Source organism: Streptomyces sp. NPDC003300 (genome assembly GCF_040610915.1).
Taxonomy (GTDB): domain Bacteria; phylum Actinomycetota; class Actinomycetes; order Streptomycetales; family Streptomycetaceae; genus Actinacidiphila.
In genome coordinates this window covers 310,270-332,836 of record NZ_JBEXNE010000008.1, presented here as the reverse complement: position 1 = coordinate 332,836, position 22,567 = coordinate 310,270, and the positions used below count along the sequence as shown (strand labels likewise).

Sequence of the window (22,567 nt, the reverse complement as noted above, 5' to 3'; positions counted from 1 at the left end):
GCGCCTGCTACGACGTCTGCCCCGTCGCCATCAACATCCCCCAAGTCCTCGTCCACCTCCGCGAACGCGTCGCCCAGGGCGCCACCACCACCCACAACGGCCAACGCGTCACCATCAAACCCGCCAAAGGCCACGCCGCCGAACGCGCCACCATGCGCGCCGCCCGCTGGACACTCGACCACCCCGCCCTCATGCGCCAGGGCCAGCGCCTCGCCACCCGCACCCGCCGTCTCCACCCCCAACGGCTCCCCGGACCCGCCAAAGCCTGGACCGCCACCCGCGACCTCCCCACCCTCCCCCCACAGACCTTCCGCGACTGGTGGCAGAAAAACCAACCAGCCAACCACCCCCAGACCAAGGAGAACGGCCAGTGACCTCCCGCGACACCGTCCTCACCCGCATCCGCAACGCCCTCGCGGACGTCCCCCGCGACGACCGCCCGCACGACACCCCCCTCACCAGGGACTACCTGCACACCCACGCCGACCGCACCCCGCAGGAAACCGCGACCCTCCTCGCGGAGAACCTCACCGACTACCGGGCCCACGTCCACCACACGGACGAGACCGGACTGCCCGCGACCGTCGCCCGCCTGATCGCCGAGCACGGCAGCCGCAGCGTCGTCACCCCGCAGGGCCTGCCCGCGCACTGGCTCGACGCGATCGGCCCCGACACCGAGCGGCACACCGACCGGCCCGAGCAGACCACCTACGACCTCGACGCGATCGACACCGTGATCACCGGCTGCGCCCTGGCCATCGCCGAGACCGGCACCATCGTGCTCGACACCTCCCCCGACCAGGGCCGCCGCCGGATCACCCTCGTCCCCGACCACCACATCTGCGTCATCACCCCCGCGCAGATCGTCGCCTCGGTCCCCCAGGCCCTCCCCCGCCTGGACCCCACCCGGCCCCAGACCTGGATCTCAGGCCCCTCCGCCACCAGCGACATCGAACTCGACCGCGTCGAAGGCGTCCACGGCCCCCGCACCCTGGACGTCATCATGGTTGTGTGATCGCACAAACGAGGCGGACAGCTGGATCATGCGGCTTATGCAATGCGCCAGGAGACTTATCCCTCGCAGATGCGTCACTATGATCGTCACAATGACCTGGTGCGCGGCAGAGAGAGAGTTCCTGTGATGATCCGTACCGAACGGCGCCGCGGCATGGTGGCGGCCGTCGGCGGCGCCGCCGTACTGCTGGCGCTCACTGCCTGCTCGTCCTCGGACAAGGGTTCCGACGCCTCGTCCTCGTCCCCCTCCGCCTCGTCCTCCGCTTCCGCGTCGGCGACCACGCCGAAGGTCACCGGTTCCGTGACCGTGTTCGCGGCGGCGTCGCTGAAGGAGTCCTTCACGACGCTCGGCAAGCAGTTCGAGGCCGCGTACCCCGGCACGAAGGTGACGTTCAACTTCGGCGGCAGCGACGTGCTCGCGGCCAGCATCACCTCGGGCGCGCCCGCTGACGTCTTCGCGGCGGCCAGTACGAAGACGATGAAGATCGTCACCGACGCCAAGGACGCGGCGGGCACTCCCGCCCCCTTCGTGCGCAACCAGTTGGAGATCGCGACGCTGCCCGGCAACCCGGACAAGATCGCGTCGCTGAAGGACCTGACGAAGTCCGGCCTCAAGGTCGCGCTGTGCGCGAAGACGGTGCCGTGCGGGGCCGCCGCGCAGACGGCGCTGACCGACAGCGGGCTGAAGCTGACGCCGGTCAGCTACGAGCAGGACGTGAAGGCCGCGCTGACGAAGGTGGAGCTGAAGGAGGTCGACGCGGCGGTGGTCTACAAGACCGACGTGAAGGCCGCGGGCGGCAAGGTGCAGGGCGTGGACTTCCCCGAGTCGGCGAAGGCGATCAACACGTACCCGATCGTGGAGCTGAAGAACGCGCCCAACGGGACGGCCGCGCAGGCGTTCATCGCGCTGGTGCGGTCCGCCGAGGGCCAGAAGGTGCTCACCGGGGCGGGCTTCCTCAACCCGTGACCGGTCGGGAGCGGTGGGGCGCCGCGGCCGGTCCGGGACTTCCCGGGCACCGGCCGCGGCGCCGCTTCGTGCGCAGCCGCGGCGGTGTCCCGCTGCCGTTGCTGCTGCCCGCGCTGATCGCGCTCGTCTTTCTGCTGCTGCCGCTGCTGGCGCTGCTGATCCGGGCGCCGTGGCGGAGCCTGCCGTCGCAGCTCACCAGTTCCGAGGTGTGGACGGCGCTGCGGCTGTCGTTGGAGACCGCGACCACGGCGACCGCCGTGTCGCTGGTGTTCGGGGTGCCGCTGGCCTGGCTGCTGGCCCGTACGACGTTTCCCGGCCGCGGTCTGGTGCGCTCGCTGGTGACGCTGCCGCTGGTGCTGCCGCCGGTGGTCGGCGGTGTGGCGCTGCTGCTGGCGCTGGGGCGCAACGGTGTGGTGGGGCGCTGGCTCGACTCGGCGTTCGGCGTCACGCTGCCGTTCACGACGGCCGGTGTGGTGGTGGCGGAGACGTTCGTGGCGATGCCGTTCCTGGTGATCACCGTCGAGGGGACGCTGCGGGCGGCCGACACGCGGTTCGAGGAGGCGGCGGCGACGCTGGGCGCCTCGCGGTTCACCGCCTTCCGCCGGGTCACCCTGCCGATGATCGCACCGGGTGTCGCGGCGGGCGCGGTGCTGGCCTGGGCCAGGGCGCTGGGCGAGTTCGGCGCGACCATCACCTTCGCGGGCAGTTTCCCCGGCCGTACGCAGACGATGCCGCTGGCGGTGTATCTGGCGCTCCAGGACGATCCGGCCGCCGCCATCGCGCTCAGCCTCGTCCTGCTCGCGGTCTCCGTCGCGGTCCTCGCCGGGCTGCGCGAACGCTGGACGGCCGCGTCATGAGACTCGACAAGGGGGACGGGCCCGACGTGCGGGGCGCCGAGGACGCCGACGGCCTCGACGCGCGTCTCGTCCTGGACCGCGGCACCTTCCGGCTGGACGTACGGCTGTCGGTGCCGCCCGGCGAGGTGCTGGCGCTGCTCGGTCCGAACGGCGCGGGCAAGACCACCGTGCTGCGTACGCTGGCCGGTCTCGCCCCGCTGTCCGGCGGCCATCTGCGGCTCGACGGGCGGACGCTGGAGGAACCGGCGGTACGGCGGCGGGTGCCGGCCGAGGACCGGCCGGTCGGAGTGATCTTCCAGGACTATCTGCTCTTCCCGCATCTGACCGCGCTGGACAACGTCGCCTTCGGGCCGCGCTGCCACGGCGCGTCCAAGGCGGACGCGCGGGCGCGGGCGGCGGATCTGCTGGACCGGATGGGGCTCGCGGACCACGCGGGCGTCAAGCCGCGGCGGCTGTCCGGCGGGCAGGCCCAACGCGTGGCGCTGGCCAGGGCGTTGGCGACCGGGCCGCGGCTGCTGCTGCTCGACGAGCCGCTGGCGGCGCTGGACGCCCGCGCGCGGCTGGACGTACGGGCGGAGCTGCGCCGCCATCTGGCCGCGTTCGAGGCGGTGGCGGTGCTGGTGACGCACGACCCGCTGGACGCGATGGTGCTGGCCGACCGGCTGGTGGTGATCGAGCACGGGCGGGTGGTGCAGGAGGGCACGCCCGCGGAGATCGCCCGCCGTCCGCGTACGGACTACATCGCGCGGCTGGTCGGGCTCAACCTCTACCGGGGCGAGGCCGAGGGGCATACGGTCCGGCTCGGTCCGGAGCTGACCGTGACCGCCACGGAGGAGCTGACGGGGCCCGCCTTCGTGGCCTTCCCGCCGAGCGCGGTCACGCTCTCCACCGACCGGCCGGACTCCAGCGCGCGCAACACCTGGCGGGCCAGGATCTGCGGCCTGGAGTCGCACGGCGACCAGATCCGTGTCGCCCTCACCGGAAGCGCCGACGACCTGCCGCTGACCGCCGACCTGACGGCGGTGTCCGTGGCCGAACTGGGCCTGCACGAGGGCGCGCAGGTGTGGGCGACGGTCAAGGCGGCCCAGACGCACGCCTATCCCGCGTGAGCCGGCCGGGCGGCGGGGCTCAGCGGTACCGACGCGGCGGCCCTCAGCGGGAGTTCGGCGGCGAGCCGGCCCCCGGTGTCACGGCCAGCAGATTGCGGGCGATGGTCAGCAGATAGGCGCGGACGGTGGCGCTGCCCGGCTCGATCCGGCCGAGGTGCAGCCAGGCGCGCAGCAGCGTCTCGTGGGCCACGTCCTCGGCCTGCGCGCGGTCGCGCACGTGGCCGAGGGCGAACGACACCAGCATCTCGTAGTGCTCGGTGTGCTGCCCGGTTTCGCGTTCTTCCGGTGTCACCGGTCGTCCCCTCCCCCGGGGGCGGCGCACGCCGCAACCCCTGTGGGAGTAATACGCGACCGGCGCGCGCCGCGTTCATCCGGGGTGGGTGTGGCCTCAGGTGGGCGTGGGGCGTACGAGTACGGAGCCGGGCCGTGGCCCGGCTCCGCTCGGGTGTCGGCCGGCCGCGGAGATCAGCCCGGCCGGGGGATCAACTCGGCAGCGTCCACTGCTGGTTGGCGCCCGTGCCGCAGGTCCAGATCTGGAGCCGGGTGCCGTTGGCGCTGCTGGGGCCCGTCGCGTCCAGGCACTTGCCCGACCCGGCGTTCACCAGCGTGCTCCCGCTGCGCGTCCACTTCTGGGCGGCGCTGCCGTTGCAGTCGTAGAGCTGCACCTTGGTGCCGTTGGCCGTGCCCGCCGAGGTGACGTCCATGCACTTGCCGAGGGCCTTGAGCGTGCCGTCGGAACCGACCGCCCAGGTCTGGGCGCTGGTGCCGTTGCAGTCGTAGAGCTGTACGGCCGCGCCGTTGGTGCTGCTGGCGCCCGCGATGTCCACGCACTTGCCGCCGTAGCCGTGGATGGCGCCGGTCGGGCCGCCCTGCGGCGGGGTGACCGGGCCGCTCTGGCCCGCCGCCCAGCGGATCTCCTGGATCAGCAACTGGTTCTGCTGGGCGCTGGCGAAGGTGGACGACAGCGCGGTGTTGGTGTCGTAGTTCATCGCGTTGTGCCCGAAGTTGTTGTAGACCATCTTGTAGTTCTTGTTGGTCCACACGATCGGGTAATAGCCGCTGTACCAGGTCTGGTTGGGGTCGGTCCCGATCGGGAACGTCGACTGGTCCATCGAGGCCAGGATGTCGATGTTCGGGTTCTGCCGCAGGTCGTTCTGCCAGCTATACCACTCGCTGACGGACGAGGCGATCGTGCCGGGCAGGCCCGCGGTGGCCGGGTGGTTCGGGTCCTCGATCTTCAGCGTCTCGGCGGTCGGCCCCCAGGTGTTGGACTTGAAGGTGCCGGTGCCGAGGAAGGTCTGGTGGTACCAGGACCAGCCGTTGGACGACGCGTCGTTGTAGGCCGCGACATGGAAGCCGATCCAGCCGCCGCCGTTGTTCATGTACGTCTGGAACGCGCTCTGCTGGGCCGCGGTCTGCGGGGCGTTGTCGAGGAACATGACCACCTGGTACTGGGCCAGGTTGGCGGTGTTGAGCTGGCTCCAGTCGTTGGTCGAGGTGTACGAGAAGCCGTACTGCGCCGCGTGCTGCGGGAACCACGCGTTCGCTTCGTGGACGAAGTTGATGTGGGCGGCGTCGTACGTGCCGTCGTAGAAGGCGATCACCTTGAAGTCGGCGGCCTGCGCGGTGTGCGCGGGCCCCGCCTGTACCCCGAGCACCACGGCGAACAGCGCGAACAGCCTCAACAGGGTGCGCGACCAGGGTATTTGTGTGCGGGATCTGATCATGTGGGGGACCTTCCTTGTGCGCGACGGTGGGGGACGTGCGCCTGTACCGCGATTGAAAGGTCCAGACTATGTTCATGTCAATGACTCGCGGTCGAATCCTTGACCTAGTAACAGCGTTGACCGGCGGGTGAGTTGTTTTTCGTTCACTTCCTTGACCCAGCCCTTGACGCGGCGGCCCGGTGGGGCGATCCTTCCGAACCAACGGACAAGAAGCTTTCCTTCCACGCACCACCGCATACCTCCCCCTTACCACTGGCCCGTACTCCTCCCCGTCGGGCCCCGTCCGACCCCATCGGCCTCATCCGACCCCAACGGCCTTCATCAGTCCCCATCGGCCTCATCGCATCCTTCGGACCGCGTCGCCCGCGGAGCACGGTGCGCGACCGCGGCGACGCTCACAACCCCGGTGGGGGCCGGGGGGTCGCAGGTCGGGCGCCGGGTGTCCGTTTCGTTCAAGACACCCGGCGCCCGGCCCGCCTAGCGTGACCGGCATGAACGCACCCCTCACGCCCCGTATCGATCTGATCGGCCTCGTCGTCGCGGACATGGCCGCCTCGCTCGCCTTCTACCGGCGCCTGGGCATCGAGCTGCCCGCGGCGGCGGACGCGGAGCCGCACGTCGAGGTCACGCTCCCCGGCGGTCTGCGGCTGGCCTGGGACACCGTGGAGACCGTCCGCTCCTTCGACCCCGACTGGTCGCCCGCCACCGGCTCCCGGATGTCGCTGGCCTTCGACTGCGGCGCCCCCGAGGGCGTGGACGCGGCCTACGCCGAGCTGACCGGGGCCGGGCACACGGGCCACCTCAAGCCGTGGGACGCCTTCTGGGGCCAGCGCTACGCCGCCGTGTACGACCCGGACGGCAACACCGTCGACCTCTTCGCCGCTATGCCGGAGCCGTCGGCTGGATGAGCCGCCCGAGCGGCACGCCCGCGAGCGACTTGACCTCGCGCGCGAGATGAGCCTGGTCGGCGTAGCCCGCGACCGCCGCGACCTGCGCGAACGCGGTGCCCCCGCGGGCCAGCTCCAGCGCCCTTTGCAGCCGCAGCACCCGGCCGAGCGTCTTGGGCCCGTAGCCGAACGCGGCCTCGCAGCGGCGGCGCAACTGCCGCTCCCCCAGGCCCGTCCCGGCCGCGATCGCGCCCACCGGGCGGCCTGCGGCCAGCGCCCTGGCGACGCCGCCCGGGAGGGGATCGACGGGCCCCGCCGCACGGAGCCGCGTCACCGCCCAGGCGTCGAGGACGGCCGCGGCGTCCCGGCCGCCCAGCCGGTCCGCCAGCCGTCCGGCGCGCGCCGCGGGCCACAGCGCGTCCAGCGGCACCCTGCGGTCGCGCAGCTCGCGGGCCGGCACTCCCAGCACCAGCGGGCCGAGCCCCGGCGCGAACCGCAGCCCCGCGTACGAGCCGCCCGGCGGGTCGTCGGCGACGAACGCGCGGGTGTCGGGGCCCGCGACCAGCAGACCGCCGTCGTACCAGATCAGGTCCATGCAGCCGTCGGGCAGCACGCGGTAGGACCCGCCGCCGTTCTCACGGGTCCACACGGTGACGCCCGGCACCGCGGCGGCACGTTCCTCGTACATGCCTCCATGGTGCACCGCGACCCGGCCGCCGGTCCCGCCGAGCCGAGCCGCGCGTCACAGCTCCGGCGGAAAGGGCGGCATCGGCGGCGGGGGCGCGGCGGGCGGCGGAGGCGCGGGCCGGGAGGCCGAGCGGTGCGGGGCCGAGTGCCGGGCGGGCGGGGGCGCCGGAGCCATCGGCGGTACGTCGGGGCGGCGGCGCAGCCGGGACCGCACATCGGCGTGCGGCAGGAATTCCGCCCACCGCTCGGGGTATTCGGCGGGCGGGTCGTCGTCGGGGTCGCCGTCCTCGTCCCCTGCGTACGCGGCCCTGCGGGCGGCGGCCTGCGCGACGACCTCGGCCGCCGCGGCCTCCCGCAGCCTGGCGTTCTCCTCGCGGGCCGCGGCGGTGGCCAGCGACGGCCACACCCGGTCCACGGCCGCGTTGACGGCCGCGCCGACCAGGACGGCGAAGGCGGACACGCCGATCCACAGCAGGACGGCGACCGGCGCGGCCAGCGAACCGTAGATCGTCGGTCCCTCGACGGTGTGGGTGAGGTAGATCCGCAGGACGAAGCTGCCGACCACCCACATCAGCAGCGCGATCAGCGCGCCGGGCACGTCCTCGTACCAGGCGGAGCGCACCGGCACCGACACGTGGTAGAGCGTGGTGAGGAAGGCGATCGTGGCGAGCAGGACGGCGGGCCAGTACAGCACCGCGACCGCGCCCTCGCCGCCCGGCAGCACGTCGACCACCGCGTCGGGTCCCGCGACGACCAGCGGCAGTACGGCGGCGCCCAGTATCAGCGCGACGACGTACAGCACCAGCGACATCAGCCGGGTCTTGACGATGCCGCGGCGGCCCTCCAGGCCGTACATGATGGTGATGGTGTCCACGAAGACGTTGACCGCGCGGGAGCCCGACCACAGGGCGATCAGGAAGCCGAGCGAGATCAGGTCCGGGCGGCGGCCGTGGAAGACGTCGTCGACCAGGGGTTTGACGAGCTGGTTGACGCCCTTGTCGGAGAGCACGGTGGAGGACGCCGTGAGGATGTTGTGCCGGATGTGGTCGATGGTGTCGAGGCCGATGACGGTGTCGACGTAGCCGAGGGCGCCGACCAGGCCGAGCAGCAGCGGCGGCAGCGACAGCAGGACGAAGAAGGCCGCCTCGGCGGCGAGGCCGGTCACCCGGTACTCCATGCAGGAGTTGACGGTGTCCTTCAGCAGCAGCCAAGCGACCTTGCGCTTGGAGACGTTGCGGTACACCACCCGAGCCCGGCGCCACCTGCTCGGGCGACGATGGCCTCTTTCTTCGGCTGCTTGCACCCCCTTACGTTAGCTGCCATGAGCACCCTCACTCACACGGTGACCAATCAGGCTCCGCCGCTGGTCGGCCATGACGTGTACAGCACCGACAGCGCCCTCGTGGAGGCCGTGGCCCGCCACGCCGATCCGGCCGGGCTCACGGAGATCACGGACGAGTTGAGCGAGCTGGGCAAGGCCGCGGGATCCGCCCAGGCACAGCGCTGGGGCGAGGAGGCGAACACGTACTCGCCCGTGCTGCGCACCCACGACCGCTACGGCAACCGGATCGACGAGGTGGACTTCCACCCCTCGTACCACCGGCTGCTCGGGCACGCGGTCACCGCCGGTCTCACCGACGCCTGGTCGCGGCCCGACGGGCACCTCAGGCGGGCCGCCGGGTTCCTGGTCTGGTCGCAGGTCGACGCCGGGCACGGCTGTCCGGTGTCGATGACGCACGCGGCGGTGCCCGCACTGCGCACCGACCCGGCGCTGGCCGCCGAGTGGGAGCCGCGGCTCGGGTCGCGGGTCTACGATCCGCAACTGGTCGCGGCCGGCGAGAAGCCGGGCGCGCTGTTCGGAATGGGCATGACGGAGAAGCAGGGCGGCTCCGACGTACGGGCCAACACCACGCACGCCGAGCCGCTGGCGGAGGACGGCGCGTACGCGCTGACCGGGCACAAGTGGTTCTGCTCCGCGCCGATGTCGGACGGCTTCCTCGTCCTGGCGCAGGCGCCGGGAGGGCTGACCTGCTTCCTGCTGCCGCGCGTGCTGCCGGACGGCACCCGCAACGTCTTCGCGATCCAGCGGCTGAAGGACAAGCTCGGCAACCGCTCCAACGCCTCCTCGGAGGTGGAGTTCAGCGGTACGTGGGCGCGGCGGGTCGGCGACGAGGGGCGCGGCGTGGCCACCATCATCGAGATGGTCGCGGCGACCCGTCTCGACTGCGCGCTGGGCTCGGCCGCCCTCATGCGGCAGGCGGTGGCGCAGGCCGTGCACCACGCCACGTACCGCAGCGCCTTCGGCGGGCCGCTTGCCGACAAGCCGCTGATGCGCAACGTGCTGGCGGACCTCGCGCTGGAGTCGGAGGCCGCGACGACCACGGCGCTGCGGCTGGCGGCGGCCTGCGACGCGGACACCGAGCAGGAGCGGCACTTCCGGCGGCTGGCGGTGGCCGTCACCAAGTTCTGGGTCACCAAGCGCTGTCCGGTCGTCGCGGCCGAGGCGCTGGAGTGCCTGGGCGGCAACGGCTACGTGGAGGAGTCCGGCATGCCGCGGATCTTCCGCGAGTCGCCGCTGAACTCGGTGTGGGAGGGCTCGGGGAACGTCCAGGCCCTCGACGTGCTGCGCGTCCTCCAGCGGGAGCCGCTGGCCCTCAACGCCTTCCTGGCCGAGCTGGGGCTGGCCCGCGGGGCCGACCACCGCCTCGACGGCGCCGTCAAGGACCTCCTCGGCGAACTCGCGGACCTCGACGGTGTCGAGACCCGCGCCCGCCGCATCGTCGAGCGCATGGCGCTGGTCCTCCAGGGCACCCTCCTGGTCCGCTTCGCGCCCCCCGAGGTCGCCGACGCCTTCTGCGCCTCCCGCCTCGGCCACGACTGGGGCGCCACCTTCGGCACCCTCCCCCACACCCTGGACCTGTCCTCGATCGTCGACCGCGCCCGCCCGGTCCAGTCCTAGGGCGCGTCCGCGAAGTCCCGTCGCGGCGGAACGGAAAACGGCGCGGCAGCGGCTGTCCCTCCGCTCGCCCCCCGAAGGGGGAGCAGAAAGGTTTCCGCCGCCGCGCCCACGGAGGGTGGCGCCGCGCCGACTCGGCACCACCCCCGGTCTGTTGGGCCGTCAGGCCGACCGTCCCGGCAGCGCGGGCGGGGGGCTGCCGCGCGCCGGTGACGCCGCGTCACTCTCCGTCGAAGTCGCGTACGCTCGCAATGGTTGCAGCCCGTTGCACATGTCGTCAGGCCGTGCGGGGACCTCCGGCGGAGGGGAGGGAAATCGCGACGGCCGGGCCCGTACGGCGGCACCATGGGCAGTGGAAGACGGAGAGCACGCAGGGCGGGGGCGACGTGACACACTTTCCGATCCAGGTCGGCCGGAGGGACGCGATGGACGCCCGCGCGTCCGCGCACCTGCTGGCCTCGGTCCGGGAAGCCACTCTTGCGGGTGATGTACCGCCGAAGCCGCCGCGGCCGGTGATCGGCGAGTCATGGACACGCGCCCTGAGCCGGGGCCTGGACCCGGACACCGGTCGCAATGACGGGCTGCTGGGCACCGACGAGCTGGAGTACCGGCGGCAGTCCACCCCGCTCGGCGCTCTGCTGCCGCTGCTGCGGGACGGTCTGCACGCGGTCGCGGACGTGGCCGGGCACATCATGATCGTCACCGACCCGGAGGGCCGGGTGCTGTGGCGCGACGGCAGCCTCGCGTCCCGCAAGTCCCTCGCGGACCGGCTGGGCTTCGCCGAGGGCGCGAGCTGGGCCGAGGACGCGGTCGGCACGAACGCGATCGGCACGGCGCTGGTGACGGGCACCCCCCTCCAGGTGCACTCGGCCGAGCACTACGTGCGCAATCTGCACGGCTGGACCTGCGCCGCGGCCCCGCTGCACGATCCGCGCGACGGACGGCTGCTGGGCGTGGTGAATGTGACCGGTCCCGCCTCCACCGCGCACCCGGCGAATCTGTCGCTGGTCTCCGCGGTGGCCAGGGTCGCCGAGGGCGAACTGCGGGCCAGGCACTGGGCGGCGGTCGAGCGGCTGCGGTCGGTGGCCGCGCCGCTGCTGGCCCGGATGGAGGGCCAGGCGCTGGCCGTCGACCCCAACGGCTGGGTGGCGGCGGTGGCCGGGATGGCGCCGCCGGACCGGCTGCAACTGCCCGCGGCCGTCAGCGCCGGGCAGATGTGGCTGCCCTCGCTCGGCCTGTGCTCGGTGGAGCCGCTGCCGGGCGGCTGGCTGGTACGGCTGGGCAGCCGCGAGCGGGCGTCGGGCGCGAGCCAGGTGGTGCTGGACGTGAGCCGTCCGCGCAACTGGATGGTGACGGTGAGCGGCGCGGCCGGGAGCTGGGCGCAGCAGCTCAGTCCGCGCCACGCGGAGCTGCTGTTCGTGCTCGCGGTGCACCGCGGCGGCAGGACCGCGGCCGAGCTGGCCGCCGATCTGTTCGGCGATCCGAGCCGTACGGTGACGGTGCGCGCGGAGCTGTCCCGGCTGCGGCGGAATCTGGCGGGCGTGCTGGCGCACCGGCCGTACCGCTTCGCCGACGGGGTGAATGTCGAACTCATCCGTCCGCACCACCCGTTGGACCTCCTCCCGCACTCGCTCGCGCCCGCGGTGCTGGCCGCGCGCCGCTGACCGTACGGCCGCCGGGCACGGCCGGTCACCGTACGTGTCCGGCCGCATTCGCGTGATGACCATCGAAACGAGTCGGCGGCGCGGCCGTCAAGAGGACGTGTCCGCGCGGTGGGGGCGCGCGGAGCGCGGTACGGGCGCGGGCCGGGGGCGAGATCCGGCCACCGGGTGCCCGGTCGCGGCGTCCGGGGCGGGCCCGGGGCGCCGGGCCGCACCGCCTAGGGTGGGCCGCATGAGTACGCCCGTGACCACCTGGTCCCTCGAACTGACCTCGCCCGACGAGCTGCGGGCCGCGGCCGTGCCGCCCGAGGCGTCGGGTGTCCGGATCGTGCGGTCGCAGGTCCCGTCGGCCGAATTCGGGCGCTTTCTGTATACGGCGGTCGGCGCGGACTGCGCGTGGCGGGACCGGCTGCCGTGGCCGCCAGAGCAGTGGCGGGCGCATCTGGCGCGGCCCGGCACCGAGGTGTGGGTGGCGTACGAACACGGCACCCCCGCGGGTTATGTGGAGCTGGGGGCGCAGGACGCGGGCGTGGTGGAGATCGTCTACTTCGGGCTGCTGCCGGACTCCAGGGGCCGCGGTCTCGGCGGCCATCTGCTGTCCTTCGGCACCGAGCGGGCCTGGGACCTGGGCGACCGCTGGGAGGGAAGGGAACCGACCGAGCGGGTGTGGGTGCACACCTGCTCGCTGGACGGGCCGTACGCGCTGGACAACTACCGGCGGCGCGGCTTCCGGGTGTTCGACACGACGGTCGCCGCTTCCCCGTCCACTCCGCCGGGCGCGTGACCGCCCACTCCGCCGGGCGCGTGACCGTCCGCGCGCCGGTCGCGCCGGGCGGGGCGTGACCGACGCCACAGTTTCTCACCTGGTGAGATTATCTGGTCCACATAATGGATGGCGGTGGACTCTCCGGAGACCCGCGTGCCACGCTTTCGTCATGTCACGCACTGGAATCGCCTTGGTAGGTCGGCCGCACGTCGACTTCTGCCGCGTGTCCAGCGCCATCTGTCCGGCGGTCTGACCGACTTAGCTCCGCTCCCCGCCATCCCCGTCGTCGTGGATGCCCGGGAGTCCCCGGCCGCCCCGCTGTGTTTCACAGCCCTGCGTTTTCCCAGGCCATAGGGTGCTCCCGCGCGTAATCGACCGTATTCGAGCCTGCCCGAAGGACGCATCGCCATGGCTTCCACCCCTGACCTGCCCCAGACTCCGGCCGGAGACGCCGCCGCCGGGGCTGCCGCGTCGCGCCGCAAGGCCGGACGGCACCGCGGTGAGGGCCAGTGGGCCATGGGGCACTTCACGCCGCTCAACGGCAACGAGCAGACCAAGAAGGACGACGACGGTCTCAATGTGCGGACACGCATTGAGACGATCTACTCCAAGGCCGGATTCCAGTCCATCGACGGCGCCGACCTGCGCGGCCGGATGCGCTGGTACGGGCTGTACACGCAGCGCCGCCCCGGGATCGACGGCGGCAGGACCGCCATCCTGGAGCCGGAGGAGCTGGACGACGAGTTCTTCATGATGCGGGTCAGGATCGACGGCGGCCGGCTGACCGTGGCCCAGCTCCGGGTGATCGGCGAGATCTCGCAGGAGTTCGCCCGCGGCACCGCCGACCTCACCGACCGGCAGAACATCCAGTACCACTGGATCCGGATCGAGGACGTACCGGAGATCTGGCGCCGCCTGGAGGCGGTCGGCCTGTCCACCATGGAGGCGTGCGGCGACACGCCCCGCGTCATCCTCGGCTCGCCCGTCGCGGGCATCGCCGAGGACGAGATCATCGACGGCACCACCGCGATCGACGAGATCCACGACCGCTACATCGGCAGCAAGGAATTCTCCAACCTGCCGCGGAAGTTCAAGACCGCGGTCTCCGGCTCGCCGCTGCTGGACGTGGCGCACGAGATCAACGACATCGCCTTCGTCGGCGTCCGGCACCCGGAGCACGGCCCCGGCTTCGACCTGTGGGTCGGCGGCGGGCTGTCCACCAACCCCAAGCTCGGTGTGCGGCTGGGCGCCTGGGTGCCGCTGGACGAGGTGCCCGAGGTGTGGGCGGGCGTCATCGGCATCTTCCGCGACTACGGCTACCGGCGGCTGCGCGCCCGCGCCCGGCTGAAGTTCCTGGTCGCCGACTGGGGTCCGGAGAAGTTCCGCCAGGTGCTCCAGGACGACTACCTCAAGCGCGAGCTGACCGACGGTCCGGCGCCCGACCAGCCGGTGCGGCAGTGGCGCGACCACATCGGCGTGCACCGGCAGCGGGACGGCCGCTTCTACGTCGGCTTCGCCTCGCGGGTCGGCCGGATCGACGGCGCGACGCTGACGAAGATCTCCGAACTGGCCGCCGAGCACGGCTCCGACCGGCTGCGGACCACCGTCGACCAGAAGATGCTCGTCCTGGACGTCGAGGAGTCCCGGGTCGAGTCGCTGGTCGCGGGTCTGGAGTCGCTGGACCTCCAGGCCACGCCGTCGCCCTTCCGGCGCGGCACCATGGCCTGCACCGGAATCGAGTTCTGCAAACTCGCCATCGTGGAGACCAAGGCGCGCGGCGCCTCGCTCATCGACGAACTGGAGCGGCGGCTGCCGGACTTCGACGAGCCGGTCACCATCAACATCAACGGCTGCCCCAACTCCTGCGCCCGTATCCAGGTCGCGGACATCGGTCTCAAGGGACAGCTCGTCACCGACGCCGACGGCGAGCAGGTCGAGGGCTTCCAGGTGCACCTGGGCGGCAGCCTCGGCCTGGAGGCGGGCTTCGGCCGCAAGGTCCGCGGTCTGAAGGTCACTTCGGCGGAGCTGCCGGACTACGTGGAGCGGGTGCTGACCCGCTTCCAGGCCGGTCGCACCGACGGCGAGCGCTTCGCGCAGTGGGCGGCGCGCGCCTCCGCTGAGGAGCTGTCATGAGCGAGCGGGCCGCGCCGTTCTACTGCCCCTACTGCGGGGACGAGGACCTGCGTCCGTCCGAGGAAGGCCACGGCGCGTGGGAATGCCACGCCTGCAATCGCGCATTCACGCTGAAGTTCCTCGGGCTGCTGTCCAGGGGAACGACCGCCAACTCCCCGCATGGAGGCGCCTCGTGACCACCGCACAGCACACCGCCGAGGACTTGCGCACCCTGGCCGAGCAGGCGGGCCGCGACCTGGAGGAGGCGTCCGCGCTCGACGTGCTGCGCTGGGCCGCCGACACCTTCGGGCCGCGGTTCTGCGTCACGTCCTCGATGGAGGACGCCGTGGTCGCGCACCTCGCCTCGCGGGCGCTGCCCGGCGTGGACGTGGTCTTCCTCGACACCGGCTACCACTTCCCCGAGACCATCGGCACGCGGGACGCGGTCGCGGCCGTGATGGACGTCAACGTCATCACGATCAGCCCGCGGCAGACCGTCGCCGAGCAGGACGCCGAGTACGGGCCGAAGCTGCACGACCGCGACCCCGACCGGTGCTGCGCGCTGCGCAAGGTCGCTCCGCTGGAGGAGGGCCTGCGCGGCTACGAGGCGTGGGCGACGGGCCTGCGCCGCGACGAGTCGCCGACCCGGGCCAACACCCCGGTGGTGTCCTGGGACGCCAAGCGGCGGAAGGTCAAGATCGCGCCGATCGCCCGCTGGACGCAGGACGACGTGGAGGCGTACGTCGCCGAGCACGGGGTCCTCACCAACCCGCTGCTGACGGACGGTTACGCCTCGGTGGGCTGCGCGCCGTGCACCCGCCGGGTGCTGGAGGGCGAGGACGCCCGCGCCGGCCGCTGGGCGGGCCTGGGCAAGACCGAGTGCGGGATCCACCTGTGACGGCCGGTCGGACGGGGACCGGTGCCACGAAGGCCGGCCCCACGCGGACCGGCGCGGTGACGACCGAGGCAGTGACGACCAGTCAGGAGTTGGGGATGACCACCGGCGCCACCGTCTGGCTCACCGGTCTGCCGAGCGCGGGCAAGACCACCATCGCCCACGCACTCGCCGAGCGGCTGCGCGCGCAGGGCCGCCGGGTCGAGGTGCTCGACGGCGACGAGATCCGCGAATTCCTCTCCGCGGGCCTCGGCTTCAGCCGCGAGGACCGGCACACCAATGTGCAGCGCATCGGCTTCGTCGCCGAACTCCTCGCCTCGCACGGCGTGTTGGCGCTCGTCCCGGTCATCGCGCCGTACGCCGACAGCCGCGAGGCCGTCCGCAAGCGCCACCAGCAGCAGGGCACCGGCTATGTCGAGGTGCATGTCGCGACACCGGTCGAGGTCTGCTCGGTGCGTGACGTCAAGGGCCTGTACGCCAAGCAGGCCGCGGGTGAACTGACCGGCCTGACCGGCGTGGACGACCCGTACGAGATCCCGGCCGACCCCGATCTGCGGATCGAGACCCAGGGCCGCACGGTCGAGGAGTCGGCTTCCGTACTGCACGCGCTGCTTGTCGAGAAGGGGCTCACCATATGACCGCCGCCGTCGCGCACTCCGGAAGCACGGACAGCCCGTACGCCCTCTCGCACCTGGACGCGCTGGAGTCCGAGGCCGTGCACATCTTCCGGGAGGTGGCGGGCGAGTTCGAGCGGCCGGTGATCCTCTTCTCCGGCGGCAAGGACTCGATCGTCATGCTGCACCTGGCGCTGAAGGCGTTCGCGCCCGCGGCGGTGCCGTTCTCGCTGCTGCACGTGGACACCGGGCACAACTTCCCCGAGGTGCTGGAGTTCCGGGACCGTACGGTCGCCGAGCACGGCCTTCGGCTGCATGTCGCGATGGTGCAGGAGTACATCGACGACGGGCGGCTGCGCGAGCGCCCCGACGGCACCCGCAACCCGCTCCAGACGGTGCCGCTGACCGAGGCCATCAGGGAGCACCGCTTCGACGCGGTGTTCGGCGGCGGTCGGCGCGACGAGGAGAAGGCGCGGGCCAAGGAGCGGGTGTTCTCGCTGCGCGACGAGTTCTCGCAGTGGAATCCGCGCCGCCAGCGCCCCGAGCTGTGGCAGCTCTACAACGGCAAGCACGCGCCGGGCGAGCACGTACGGGTCTTCCCGCTGTCCAACTGGACCGAGCTGGACGTGTGGCAGTACATCGCCCGCGAGAAGATCGCGCTGCCCGAGATCTACTTCGCGCACGAGCGCGAGGTGTTCAACCGGTCGGGGATGTGGCTGACCGCGGGCGAGTGGGGCGGCCCGAAGGCCGGTGAGCCGGTGGAGACCCGCCAGGTGCGCTACCGCACGGTCGGCGACATGTCCTGCACGGGCGCCGTCGACTCCGCGGCCACCACGCTCGACGCGGTGATCACCGAGATCGCCGCCTCCCGGCTGACCGAGCGGGGCGCGACCCGCGCCGACGACAAGATGTCGGAAGCCGCGATGGAAGACCGCAAGCGCGAGGGGTACTTCTAACCATGACCGCCACCACGGGTCCCACCAACCCCCTCACCGCCGAGCAGTTGTCGGCCACCACGCTGCTGCGCTTCGCCACCGCGGGCTCCGTCGACGACGGCAAGTCCACGCTGGTGGGGCGGCTGCTGCACGACTCCAAGTCGGTGCTCACCGACCAACTGGAGGCGGTCGAGCGGGCGTCGCTCGGCCGCGGCCAGGAGGCCCCGGACCTGGCGCTGCTCACCGACGGCCTGCGGGCCGAGCGCGAGCAGGGCATCACCATCGACGTCGCCTACCGCTACTTCGCCACCGCGCGGCGGCGGTTCATCCTCGCCGACACCCCGGGCCATGTGCAGTACACCCGCAACATGGTCACCGGCGCCTCGACGGCGGAGCTGGCCGTGGTGCTGGTCGACGCCCGCAACGGCGTGATCGAGCAGACCCGGCGGCACGCGGCCGTCGCGGCCCTGCTGCGCGTCCCGCACGTGGTGCTCGCGGTCAACAAGATGGACCTGGTGGACTACGCGGAGCCCGTGTTCGCCGCCATCGCCGAGGAGTTCACCTCCTACGCGGCCTCGCTGGGCGTCCCGGAGATCACCGCGATCCCGATCTCCGCGCTGGCCGGTGACAATGTCGTCGAGCCGTCCGCGCACATGGACTGGTACGGCGGCCCGACCGTCCTGGAGCACCTGGAGACGGTCCCGGTCAGCCACGACCTGACCGGCTGCCCCGCGCGGTTCCCCGTGCAGTACGTGATCAGGCCGCAGACCGCGGAGCACCCGGACTACCGCGGTTACGCGGGCCAGATCGTCTCGGGGCTACTGCGCGTCGGCGACGCGGTGACCGTGCTGCCGTCGGGCCGTACCACCACGATCTCCGGGATCGACGCGCTCGGTGAGGCCGTCGACACCGCGTGGGCGCCGCAGTCGGTGACGGTGCTGCTCGCCGACGACCTGGACATCTCGCGCGGCGACATGATCGCGCCGACCGCGACGGCGCCCGCGATCACCCAGGACATCAGGGCCACGGTGTGCCATCTGCACGAGCGTCCGCTGCGGATCGGCGACCGCGTGCTGCTCAAGCACACCACCCGGACGGTGAAGGCGATCGTCAAGGGCCTGCCGTACCGGATCGACCTCTCGCACGGTCTCGCGCACGACAACGAGCCCGCCGAACTGGAGGTCAACGACATCGGAGCGGTGCTGCTGCGCACCGCGGAGCCGCTGCCGGTGGACGCGTACGCGGACTCCCGGCTGACCGGTTCCTTCCTGCTGATCGACCCGGCGGACGGTACGACGCTGACCGCGGGCATGGCGGGCGAGGCGTTCGCGGAGAAGACGGATCCGGCCGCGGATGGCGCGGCCGACGACGAGGGTTGGGACTTCTGACGATGACTCAGGATGCCTTCTCGGGTTTCGCGAAGGAGGGCGGCCGCGTCGGCAGCGGCTCGCTCGGCGCGGGTACGGGCGGGGTCGCACGATGTGTGGGCTGACGCGCCCGGCCGCGGACCACGGGCACGCCGTGACCGCCGCCGTACCCCAGCGCCGCGCACAGCGGCCCCCGTTGCACCGCTTTCGAAGACCTGACGAACTTCCGGCCGCGCCCTGACCACGAGCGCGACACGCCGGGCCTTACGAGAGGACACCCACGTGTCTGCCCAGTCCCGTCCCGTATCCCGCGCCCTCCGCCGCCGCAGACTCACCGCCGCGGCCGCCGCCCTGCCGATCCTGTTCGGCGCTCTCGCCGCCTGCGGCTACGGCTCCAACGACGACAAGTCGAGTGACGCGACGACCGCGCCGGCCGCCAGTGCCGGGGCCGACGCGAAGAAGCTCTCCGCCGACCAGGTCAAGATCGGCTACTTCCCGAACCTGACGCACGCCACCCCGCTGGTCGGCCTCAAGGAAGGCATCTTCCAGAAGGAACTGGGCGCCACCACGGTCAAGGAACTGACCTTCAACGCGGGCCCCGAGGAGATCGAGGCGCTCAACGCCGGTTCCATCGACATCGGCTGGATCGGCCCCTCCCCCGCGATCAACGGCTACACCAAGTCGAACGGCGCCAGCCTGAAGATCATCTCGGGTTCGGCGTCCGGCGGTGTGAAGCTCGTCGTCAACCCCGACAAGATCAAGACGCTGGACGACGTCAAGGGCAAGAAGATCGCCACCCCGCAGCTCGGCAACACCCAGGACGTGGCGCTGCTGAACTGGATCAAGACCAAGGGCTGGAAGGTCGACGCGCAGAGCGGCAAGGGCGATGTGTCGGTGGTCCGCACCGACAACAAGATCACCCCCGACGCGTACAAGCAGGGCTCCATCGACGGCGCGTGGGTGCCGGAGCCCACCGCGTCGAAGCTGGTCGCCGAGGGCGCGAAGGTGCTGCTGGACGAGAGCACGCTGTGGCCCGACAACAAGTTCGTGATCACCAATGTGATCGTGTCGCAGAAGTTCCTCAAGGCGCACCCGGACGTGGTCGAGGCGGTGCTGCGCGGTTCGGTGAACACCAACGCGTGGATCGCGGCCAACCCCGACAAGGCCAAGGCGGACGCGAACGAGCAGCTCAAGAAGCTGACGCAGAAGGCGCTCCCGGCCAACGTCCTCGACCCGGCGTGGAAGTCCATCCAGGTGCTGGACGACCCGCTGGCGAAGACCGCGGGCGAGGAGGCACAGCACGCCGTGGACGCCGGTCTGCTCAAGGCGCCGAAGCTCAACGGGCTGTACGACCTGACGCTGCTCAACAAGGTGCTCACGGCGGACGGCAAGCCGACGGTGGACGCCGCGGGGCTCGGCGCTCAGTAGCCCCGCCCGCGACACCCGCCCCCCGACGACCCGTAGCGGCGTCAACCGCACCCGCCCCGTAGGACCCCAGGAGGTGACACCCATGGCCGACACCCTCACCAGTGCCGACGCGCAGACCGCGGAGCCCGAGGCGTACGCCGCGCGGCTCGACCATGTGTCGAAGGCGTTCGGCAGGCCCGGCGCCCGGCAACTCGTGCTGGACGACATCACGCTCGACGTGCGGCCCGGTGAGTTCGTCTGCCTCCTGGGGGCCTCGGGGTGCGGCAAGTCCACCCTGCTCAATCTGGTCGCCGGACTCGACAAGCCGTCCGCGGGCGCCATCGCGGCGCCCGGCGGGCGGCCCGCCCTGATGTTCCAGGAACACGCGCTGTTCCCGTGGCTGACGGCGGGCAAGAACATCGAACTGGCCCTGCGGCTGCGGGGCGTGCCCCGTGAGGAGCGCCGCCCCGAGGCCGAGCGGCTGCTGGACCTCGTACGGCTCGGCGGCGCGTACGGCAAGCGGGTGCACGAGCTGTCCGGCGGTATGCGGCAGCGCGTGGCACTGGCCCGCGCGCTCGCCCAGGACAGCCAACTGCTGCTGATGGACGAGCCGTTCGCGGCGCTGGACGCCATCACCCGCGATGTGCTGCACGACGAGCTGACCCGGATCTGGTCCGAGACCGACCTGTCGGTGCTGTTCGTGACGCACAACGTCCGGGAGGCGGTACGGCTCGCCGAGCGGGTCGTGCTGATGTCGTCGCGGCCGGGGCGGATCGCCCGTGAGTGGACCATCGACATCCCGCAGCCGCGCCGTATCGAGGACGCGGCCGTGGCGGACCTGTCCGTCGAGATCACCGAAGAACTGCGTGGGGAGATCCGCCGCCATGGCCAGCACTGAGACGTCCGCGCAAGGCGCCGTCCCGCTCGGGAAGACGGACGGGCCGGGCGCCGCGGACCGGCACGACCTGTCAGGGCTCGAAGCGGGCCTCGACGCGCTGGAGACCGTCGAGGTCCGGCGGGCGCCCTTCTGGGAGATCCTGTTCAAGAAGGTGCTGCCGCCGGTCACCGCGATCCTGCTGGTGCTGGTGGTCTGGCAGCTCGCGGTGTGGGGCGGTTTCTCCGACCCGACGAAGCTGCCCAGCCCGCACGCCGTCGGCCAGGCGCTGTCCGAGCGGTGGAACGAGGGCGACCTGCTCTCCATCATCTGGACCAGCGTGCAGCGCGGCCTGCTCGGCTTCGTCGCCGCGCTGGCCATCGGCACCCCGCTGGGCCTGCTGGTGGCCCGTGTGCCGTTCGTCCGGGCGGCGATCGGCCCGATCCTGTCCGGGCTCCAGTCGCTGCCGTCGGTGGCGTGGGTGCCCGCCGCGGTGATCTGGCTGGGCATCAACGACTCGGCGATGTACACGGTGATCCTGCTGGGCGCGGTGCCGTCGATCGCCAACGGCCTGGTGTCCGGCATCGACCAGGTGCCGCCGCTGTACCTGCGCGCGGGCCGCACCATCGGCGCGACCGGCCTGCGCGGCGCCTGGTTCATCCTGCTGCCCGCCGCGCTGCCCGGTTACGTCGCGGGCCTCAAGCAGGGCTGGGCGTTCTCCTGGCGCTCCCTGATGGCCGCCGAACTCATCGCGTCCTCACCGGACTTGGGCGTCGGCCTCGGCCGCTACCTGGAGAACATGCGCGAGGGTTCCGACATGGCCGGGGTCTTCCTCGGCATCCTGCTGATCCTGTTCGTCGGCATCGCCATCGACCAGATCATCTTCAGCCCGCTGGAGCGCTGGGTGCTGCGCAGCCGCGGCCTGACCGCCGGGGCCCAGCAGTAGTGCGCCCCGCCGCCCGGCCCCCCTTGGTCGTCATCGCGCACGGTTCCCGCGACCCGCGGCACGCCGAGACCGTGCGCGCGCTGACCCGGCGGGTCAGGGCGGCGCGGCCGGGTCTGCGGGTCGAGACCGGCTTCCTGGACTTCTGCGCCCCCTCGGTGCCCCAGGTGCTGGAACGGCTCGCGGCCGAGGGCGTACGGGAGACCGTCGCCCTTCCGCTGCTGCTGACCCGCGCCTTCCACGCCAAGGCCGACATCCCCGCCGTACTGCGGGACGCCCCCTCCCGGCTGCGGATCACGCAGGCCGACGTGCTCGGCCCGTCGCCGCTGCTGGTCGCCACCTTGGAGCGGCGGCTGACGGAGGCCGGGCTGCGGCCGGGCGACCGCGCCTCGACCGGTGTGGTGCTGGCCTCCGCGGGCTCCACCGACCCGGAGGCCAGGGCGGTGATCGCCGACATCGCGCGGGAGTGGCGGCGCACCGGATGGCGCGCCGTGCGGCCCGCGTTCGCCTCCGCCGCCCTGCCGCGCACCGAGGACGCCGTACGCGCGCTCCGCGCCGAGGGCGTCCGCCGGATCGCCGTGGCCCCGTACGTCATCGCGCCGGGCTTCCTGCCCGACCGGATCGCCCGCGGCGCGCGGGAGGCGGGCGCCGACGTGCTCGCGCCGGTGCTCGGCGCCGCGCCGGAGCTGGCCGAACTGCTGCTGCGCCGGTACGACGAGGCGCTGCTGCCCGCGCGCCGACTGGTGTCGGTGTAAGGGCCAACTTCCCGGCCATGGTGGGGTTGTCCCC

General features: G+C 72.3%; 24 protein-coding genes. 20 read left to right on the top strand and 4 right to left on the bottom strand.

Annotated elements, in window-relative coordinates:
- The 5 genes from ABZX65_RS15410 to ABZX65_RS15390 form a co-directional block, all read left to right on the top strand.
- Positions 1-374: lactate utilisation protein LutB domain-containing protein (locus ABZX65_RS15410; RefSeq protein ID WP_355338777.1), on the top strand; the 374-nt coding region annotated here is incomplete at its 5' end.
- Positions 371-1,015 carry a lactate utilization protein C gene (locus ABZX65_RS15405; RefSeq protein ID WP_355338774.1) on the top strand — a complete coding sequence of 215 codons (645 nt, stop codon included), beginning with the start codon at positions 371-373 and terminating at the stop codon, positions 1,013-1,015. The genes ABZX65_RS15410 and ABZX65_RS15405, both read left to right, overlap by 4 nt.
- A 126-nt stretch (positions 1,016-1,141) precedes the next feature.
- Complete coding sequence (gene modA / locus ABZX65_RS15400; RefSeq protein WP_355338771.1) at positions 1,142-1,981, top strand: molybdate ABC transporter substrate-binding protein; 840 nt, start codon at positions 1,142-1,144, stop codon at positions 1,979-1,981.
- Positions 1,978-2,838: an ABC transporter permease gene (locus ABZX65_RS15395; protein WP_355338768.1), complete on the top strand. Its 861-nt coding sequence runs from the start codon at positions 1,978-1,980 to the stop codon at positions 2,836-2,838. The genes modA and ABZX65_RS15395 overlap by 4 nt, the downstream gene beginning before the upstream one ends.
- A complete protein-coding gene (locus tag ABZX65_RS15390; RefSeq protein ID WP_355338765.1) occupies positions 2,835-3,947 on the top strand; it encodes an ABC transporter ATP-binding protein in 1,113 nt (370 codons plus the stop codon). The genes ABZX65_RS15395 and ABZX65_RS15390 overlap by 4 nt, the downstream gene beginning before the upstream one ends.
- A 43-nt stretch (positions 3,948-3,990) precedes the next feature.
- Here ABZX65_RS15390 and ABZX65_RS15385 read toward each other — a convergent pair whose 3' ends face one another.
- Both ABZX65_RS15385 and ABZX65_RS15380 read right to left on the bottom strand, forming a co-directional pair.
- The gene (locus tag ABZX65_RS15385; protein ID WP_355338762.1) at positions 3,991-4,239 is read right to left on the bottom strand and encodes a sigma factor; all 249 of its coding nucleotides are present in this window, start codon (positions 4,237-4,239) and stop codon (positions 3,991-3,993) included.
- A 190-nt stretch (positions 4,240-4,429) separates the two neighbouring features.
- Positions 4,430-5,674: a ThuA domain-containing protein gene (locus ABZX65_RS15380; RefSeq protein ID WP_355338759.1), complete on the bottom strand. Its 1,245-nt coding sequence runs from the start codon at positions 5,672-5,674 to the stop codon at positions 4,430-4,432.
- A gap of 491 nt (positions 5,675-6,165) precedes the next feature.
- Here ABZX65_RS15380 and ABZX65_RS15375 point away from each other — a divergent pair, with 491 nt between their 5' ends.
- A complete protein-coding gene (locus ABZX65_RS15375; protein ID WP_355338756.1) occupies positions 6,166-6,582 on the top strand; it encodes a VOC family protein in 417 nt (138 codons plus the stop codon).
- On the opposite strand, the gene ABZX65_RS15370 is transcribed toward ABZX65_RS15375, so the two are convergent.
- Positions 6,557-7,249 (bottom strand): helix-turn-helix domain-containing protein, encoded by a 693-nt coding sequence (locus ABZX65_RS15370; RefSeq protein WP_355338753.1) that lies wholly within the window; start codon positions 7,247-7,249, stop codon positions 6,557-6,559. The two genes, ABZX65_RS15375 and ABZX65_RS15370, sit on opposite strands and share 26 nt — an antisense overlap.
- Before the next feature lie 54 nt (positions 7,250-7,303).
- The gene (locus tag ABZX65_RS15365; protein ID WP_355338750.1) at positions 7,304-8,494 is read right to left on the bottom strand and encodes a YihY/virulence factor BrkB family protein; all 1,191 of its coding nucleotides are present in this window, start codon (positions 8,492-8,494) and stop codon (positions 7,304-7,306) included.
- A gap of 75 nt (positions 8,495-8,569) precedes the next feature.
- Between ABZX65_RS15365 and ABZX65_RS15360 the strand changes: the two genes are divergently transcribed.
- The 14 genes from ABZX65_RS15360 to ABZX65_RS15295 all read left to right on the top strand — a co-directional run bounded on the left by ABZX65_RS15360 (position 8,570) and on the right by ABZX65_RS15295 (position 22,533).
- Complete coding sequence (locus ABZX65_RS15360) at positions 8,570-10,207, top strand: acyl-CoA dehydrogenase family protein (protein ID WP_355338747.1); 1,638 nt, start codon at positions 8,570-8,572, stop codon at positions 10,205-10,207.
- A gap of 422 nt (positions 10,208-10,629) precedes the next feature.
- The gene (locus tag ABZX65_RS15355) at positions 10,630-11,868 is read left to right on the top strand and encodes a GAF domain-containing protein (protein ID WP_355338826.1); all 1,239 of its coding nucleotides are present in this window, start codon (positions 10,630-10,632) and stop codon (positions 11,866-11,868) included.
- 229 nt (positions 11,869-12,097) lie between these two features.
- Positions 12,098-12,649 (top strand): GNAT family N-acetyltransferase, encoded by a 552-nt coding sequence (locus tag ABZX65_RS15350; RefSeq protein WP_355338744.1) that lies wholly within the window; start codon positions 12,098-12,100, stop codon positions 12,647-12,649.
- 151 nt (positions 12,650-12,800) lie between these two features.
- A complete protein-coding gene (locus ABZX65_RS15345; protein WP_355338823.1) occupies positions 12,801-12,884 on the top strand; it encodes a putative leader peptide in 84 nt (27 codons plus the stop codon).
- A 155-nt stretch (positions 12,885-13,039) separates the two neighbouring features.
- Positions 13,040-14,764 (top strand): nitrite/sulfite reductase, encoded by a 1,725-nt coding sequence (locus ABZX65_RS15340; protein ID WP_355338741.1) that lies wholly within the window; start codon positions 13,040-13,042, stop codon positions 14,762-14,764.
- Positions 14,761-14,940 carry a hypothetical protein gene (locus ABZX65_RS15335; RefSeq protein WP_355338738.1) on the top strand — a complete coding sequence of 60 codons (180 nt, stop codon included), beginning with the start codon at positions 14,761-14,763 and terminating at the stop codon, positions 14,938-14,940. Before ABZX65_RS15340 ends, ABZX65_RS15335 begins: the two co-directional genes overlap by 4 nt.
- On the top strand, positions 14,937-15,641 hold the full coding sequence (locus ABZX65_RS15330) for a phosphoadenylyl-sulfate reductase (protein ID WP_355338735.1): 705 nt from the start codon (positions 14,937-14,939) through the stop codon (positions 15,639-15,641). Before ABZX65_RS15335 ends, ABZX65_RS15330 begins: the two co-directional genes overlap by 4 nt.
- 95 nt (positions 15,642-15,736) lie before the next feature.
- Complete coding sequence (gene cysC, locus ABZX65_RS15325; RefSeq protein WP_355338820.1) at positions 15,737-16,276, top strand: adenylyl-sulfate kinase; 540 nt, start codon at positions 15,737-15,739, stop codon at positions 16,274-16,276.
- Positions 16,273-17,208 carry a sulfate adenylyltransferase subunit CysD gene (gene cysD, locus ABZX65_RS15320; protein ID WP_355338732.1) on the top strand — a complete coding sequence of 312 codons (936 nt, stop codon included), beginning with the start codon at positions 16,273-16,275 and terminating at the stop codon, positions 17,206-17,208. The genes cysC and cysD overlap by 4 nt, the downstream gene beginning before the upstream one ends.
- 2 nt (positions 17,209-17,210) lie before the next feature.
- Positions 17,211-18,575, top strand: a complete 1,365-nt coding sequence (locus ABZX65_RS15315) for a GTP-binding protein (protein WP_355338729.1) — start codon at positions 17,211-17,213, stop codon at positions 18,573-18,575.
- 261 nt (positions 18,576-18,836) lie between these two features.
- The gene (locus ABZX65_RS15310) at positions 18,837-19,982 is read left to right on the top strand and encodes an aliphatic sulfonate ABC transporter substrate-binding protein (protein WP_355338726.1); all 1,146 of its coding nucleotides are present in this window, start codon (positions 18,837-18,839) and stop codon (positions 19,980-19,982) included.
- Positions 19,983-20,064: 82 nt separating this feature from the next.
- Entirely contained in the window at positions 20,065-20,859 is a 795-nt protein-coding gene (locus tag ABZX65_RS15305) for an ABC transporter ATP-binding protein (RefSeq protein WP_355338723.1), read from the top strand.
- Positions 20,846-21,781 carry an ABC transporter permease gene (locus ABZX65_RS15300; protein ID WP_355338720.1) on the top strand — a complete coding sequence of 312 codons (936 nt, stop codon included), beginning with the start codon at positions 20,846-20,848 and terminating at the stop codon, positions 21,779-21,781. The genes ABZX65_RS15305 and ABZX65_RS15300 overlap by 14 nt, the downstream gene beginning before the upstream one ends.
- Complete coding sequence (locus ABZX65_RS15295; protein ID WP_355338717.1) at positions 21,781-22,533, top strand: sirohydrochlorin chelatase; 753 nt, start codon at positions 21,781-21,783, stop codon at positions 22,531-22,533. Before ABZX65_RS15300 ends, ABZX65_RS15295 begins: the two co-directional genes overlap by 1 nt.
- Positions 22,534-22,567 lie beyond the last annotated feature (34 nt).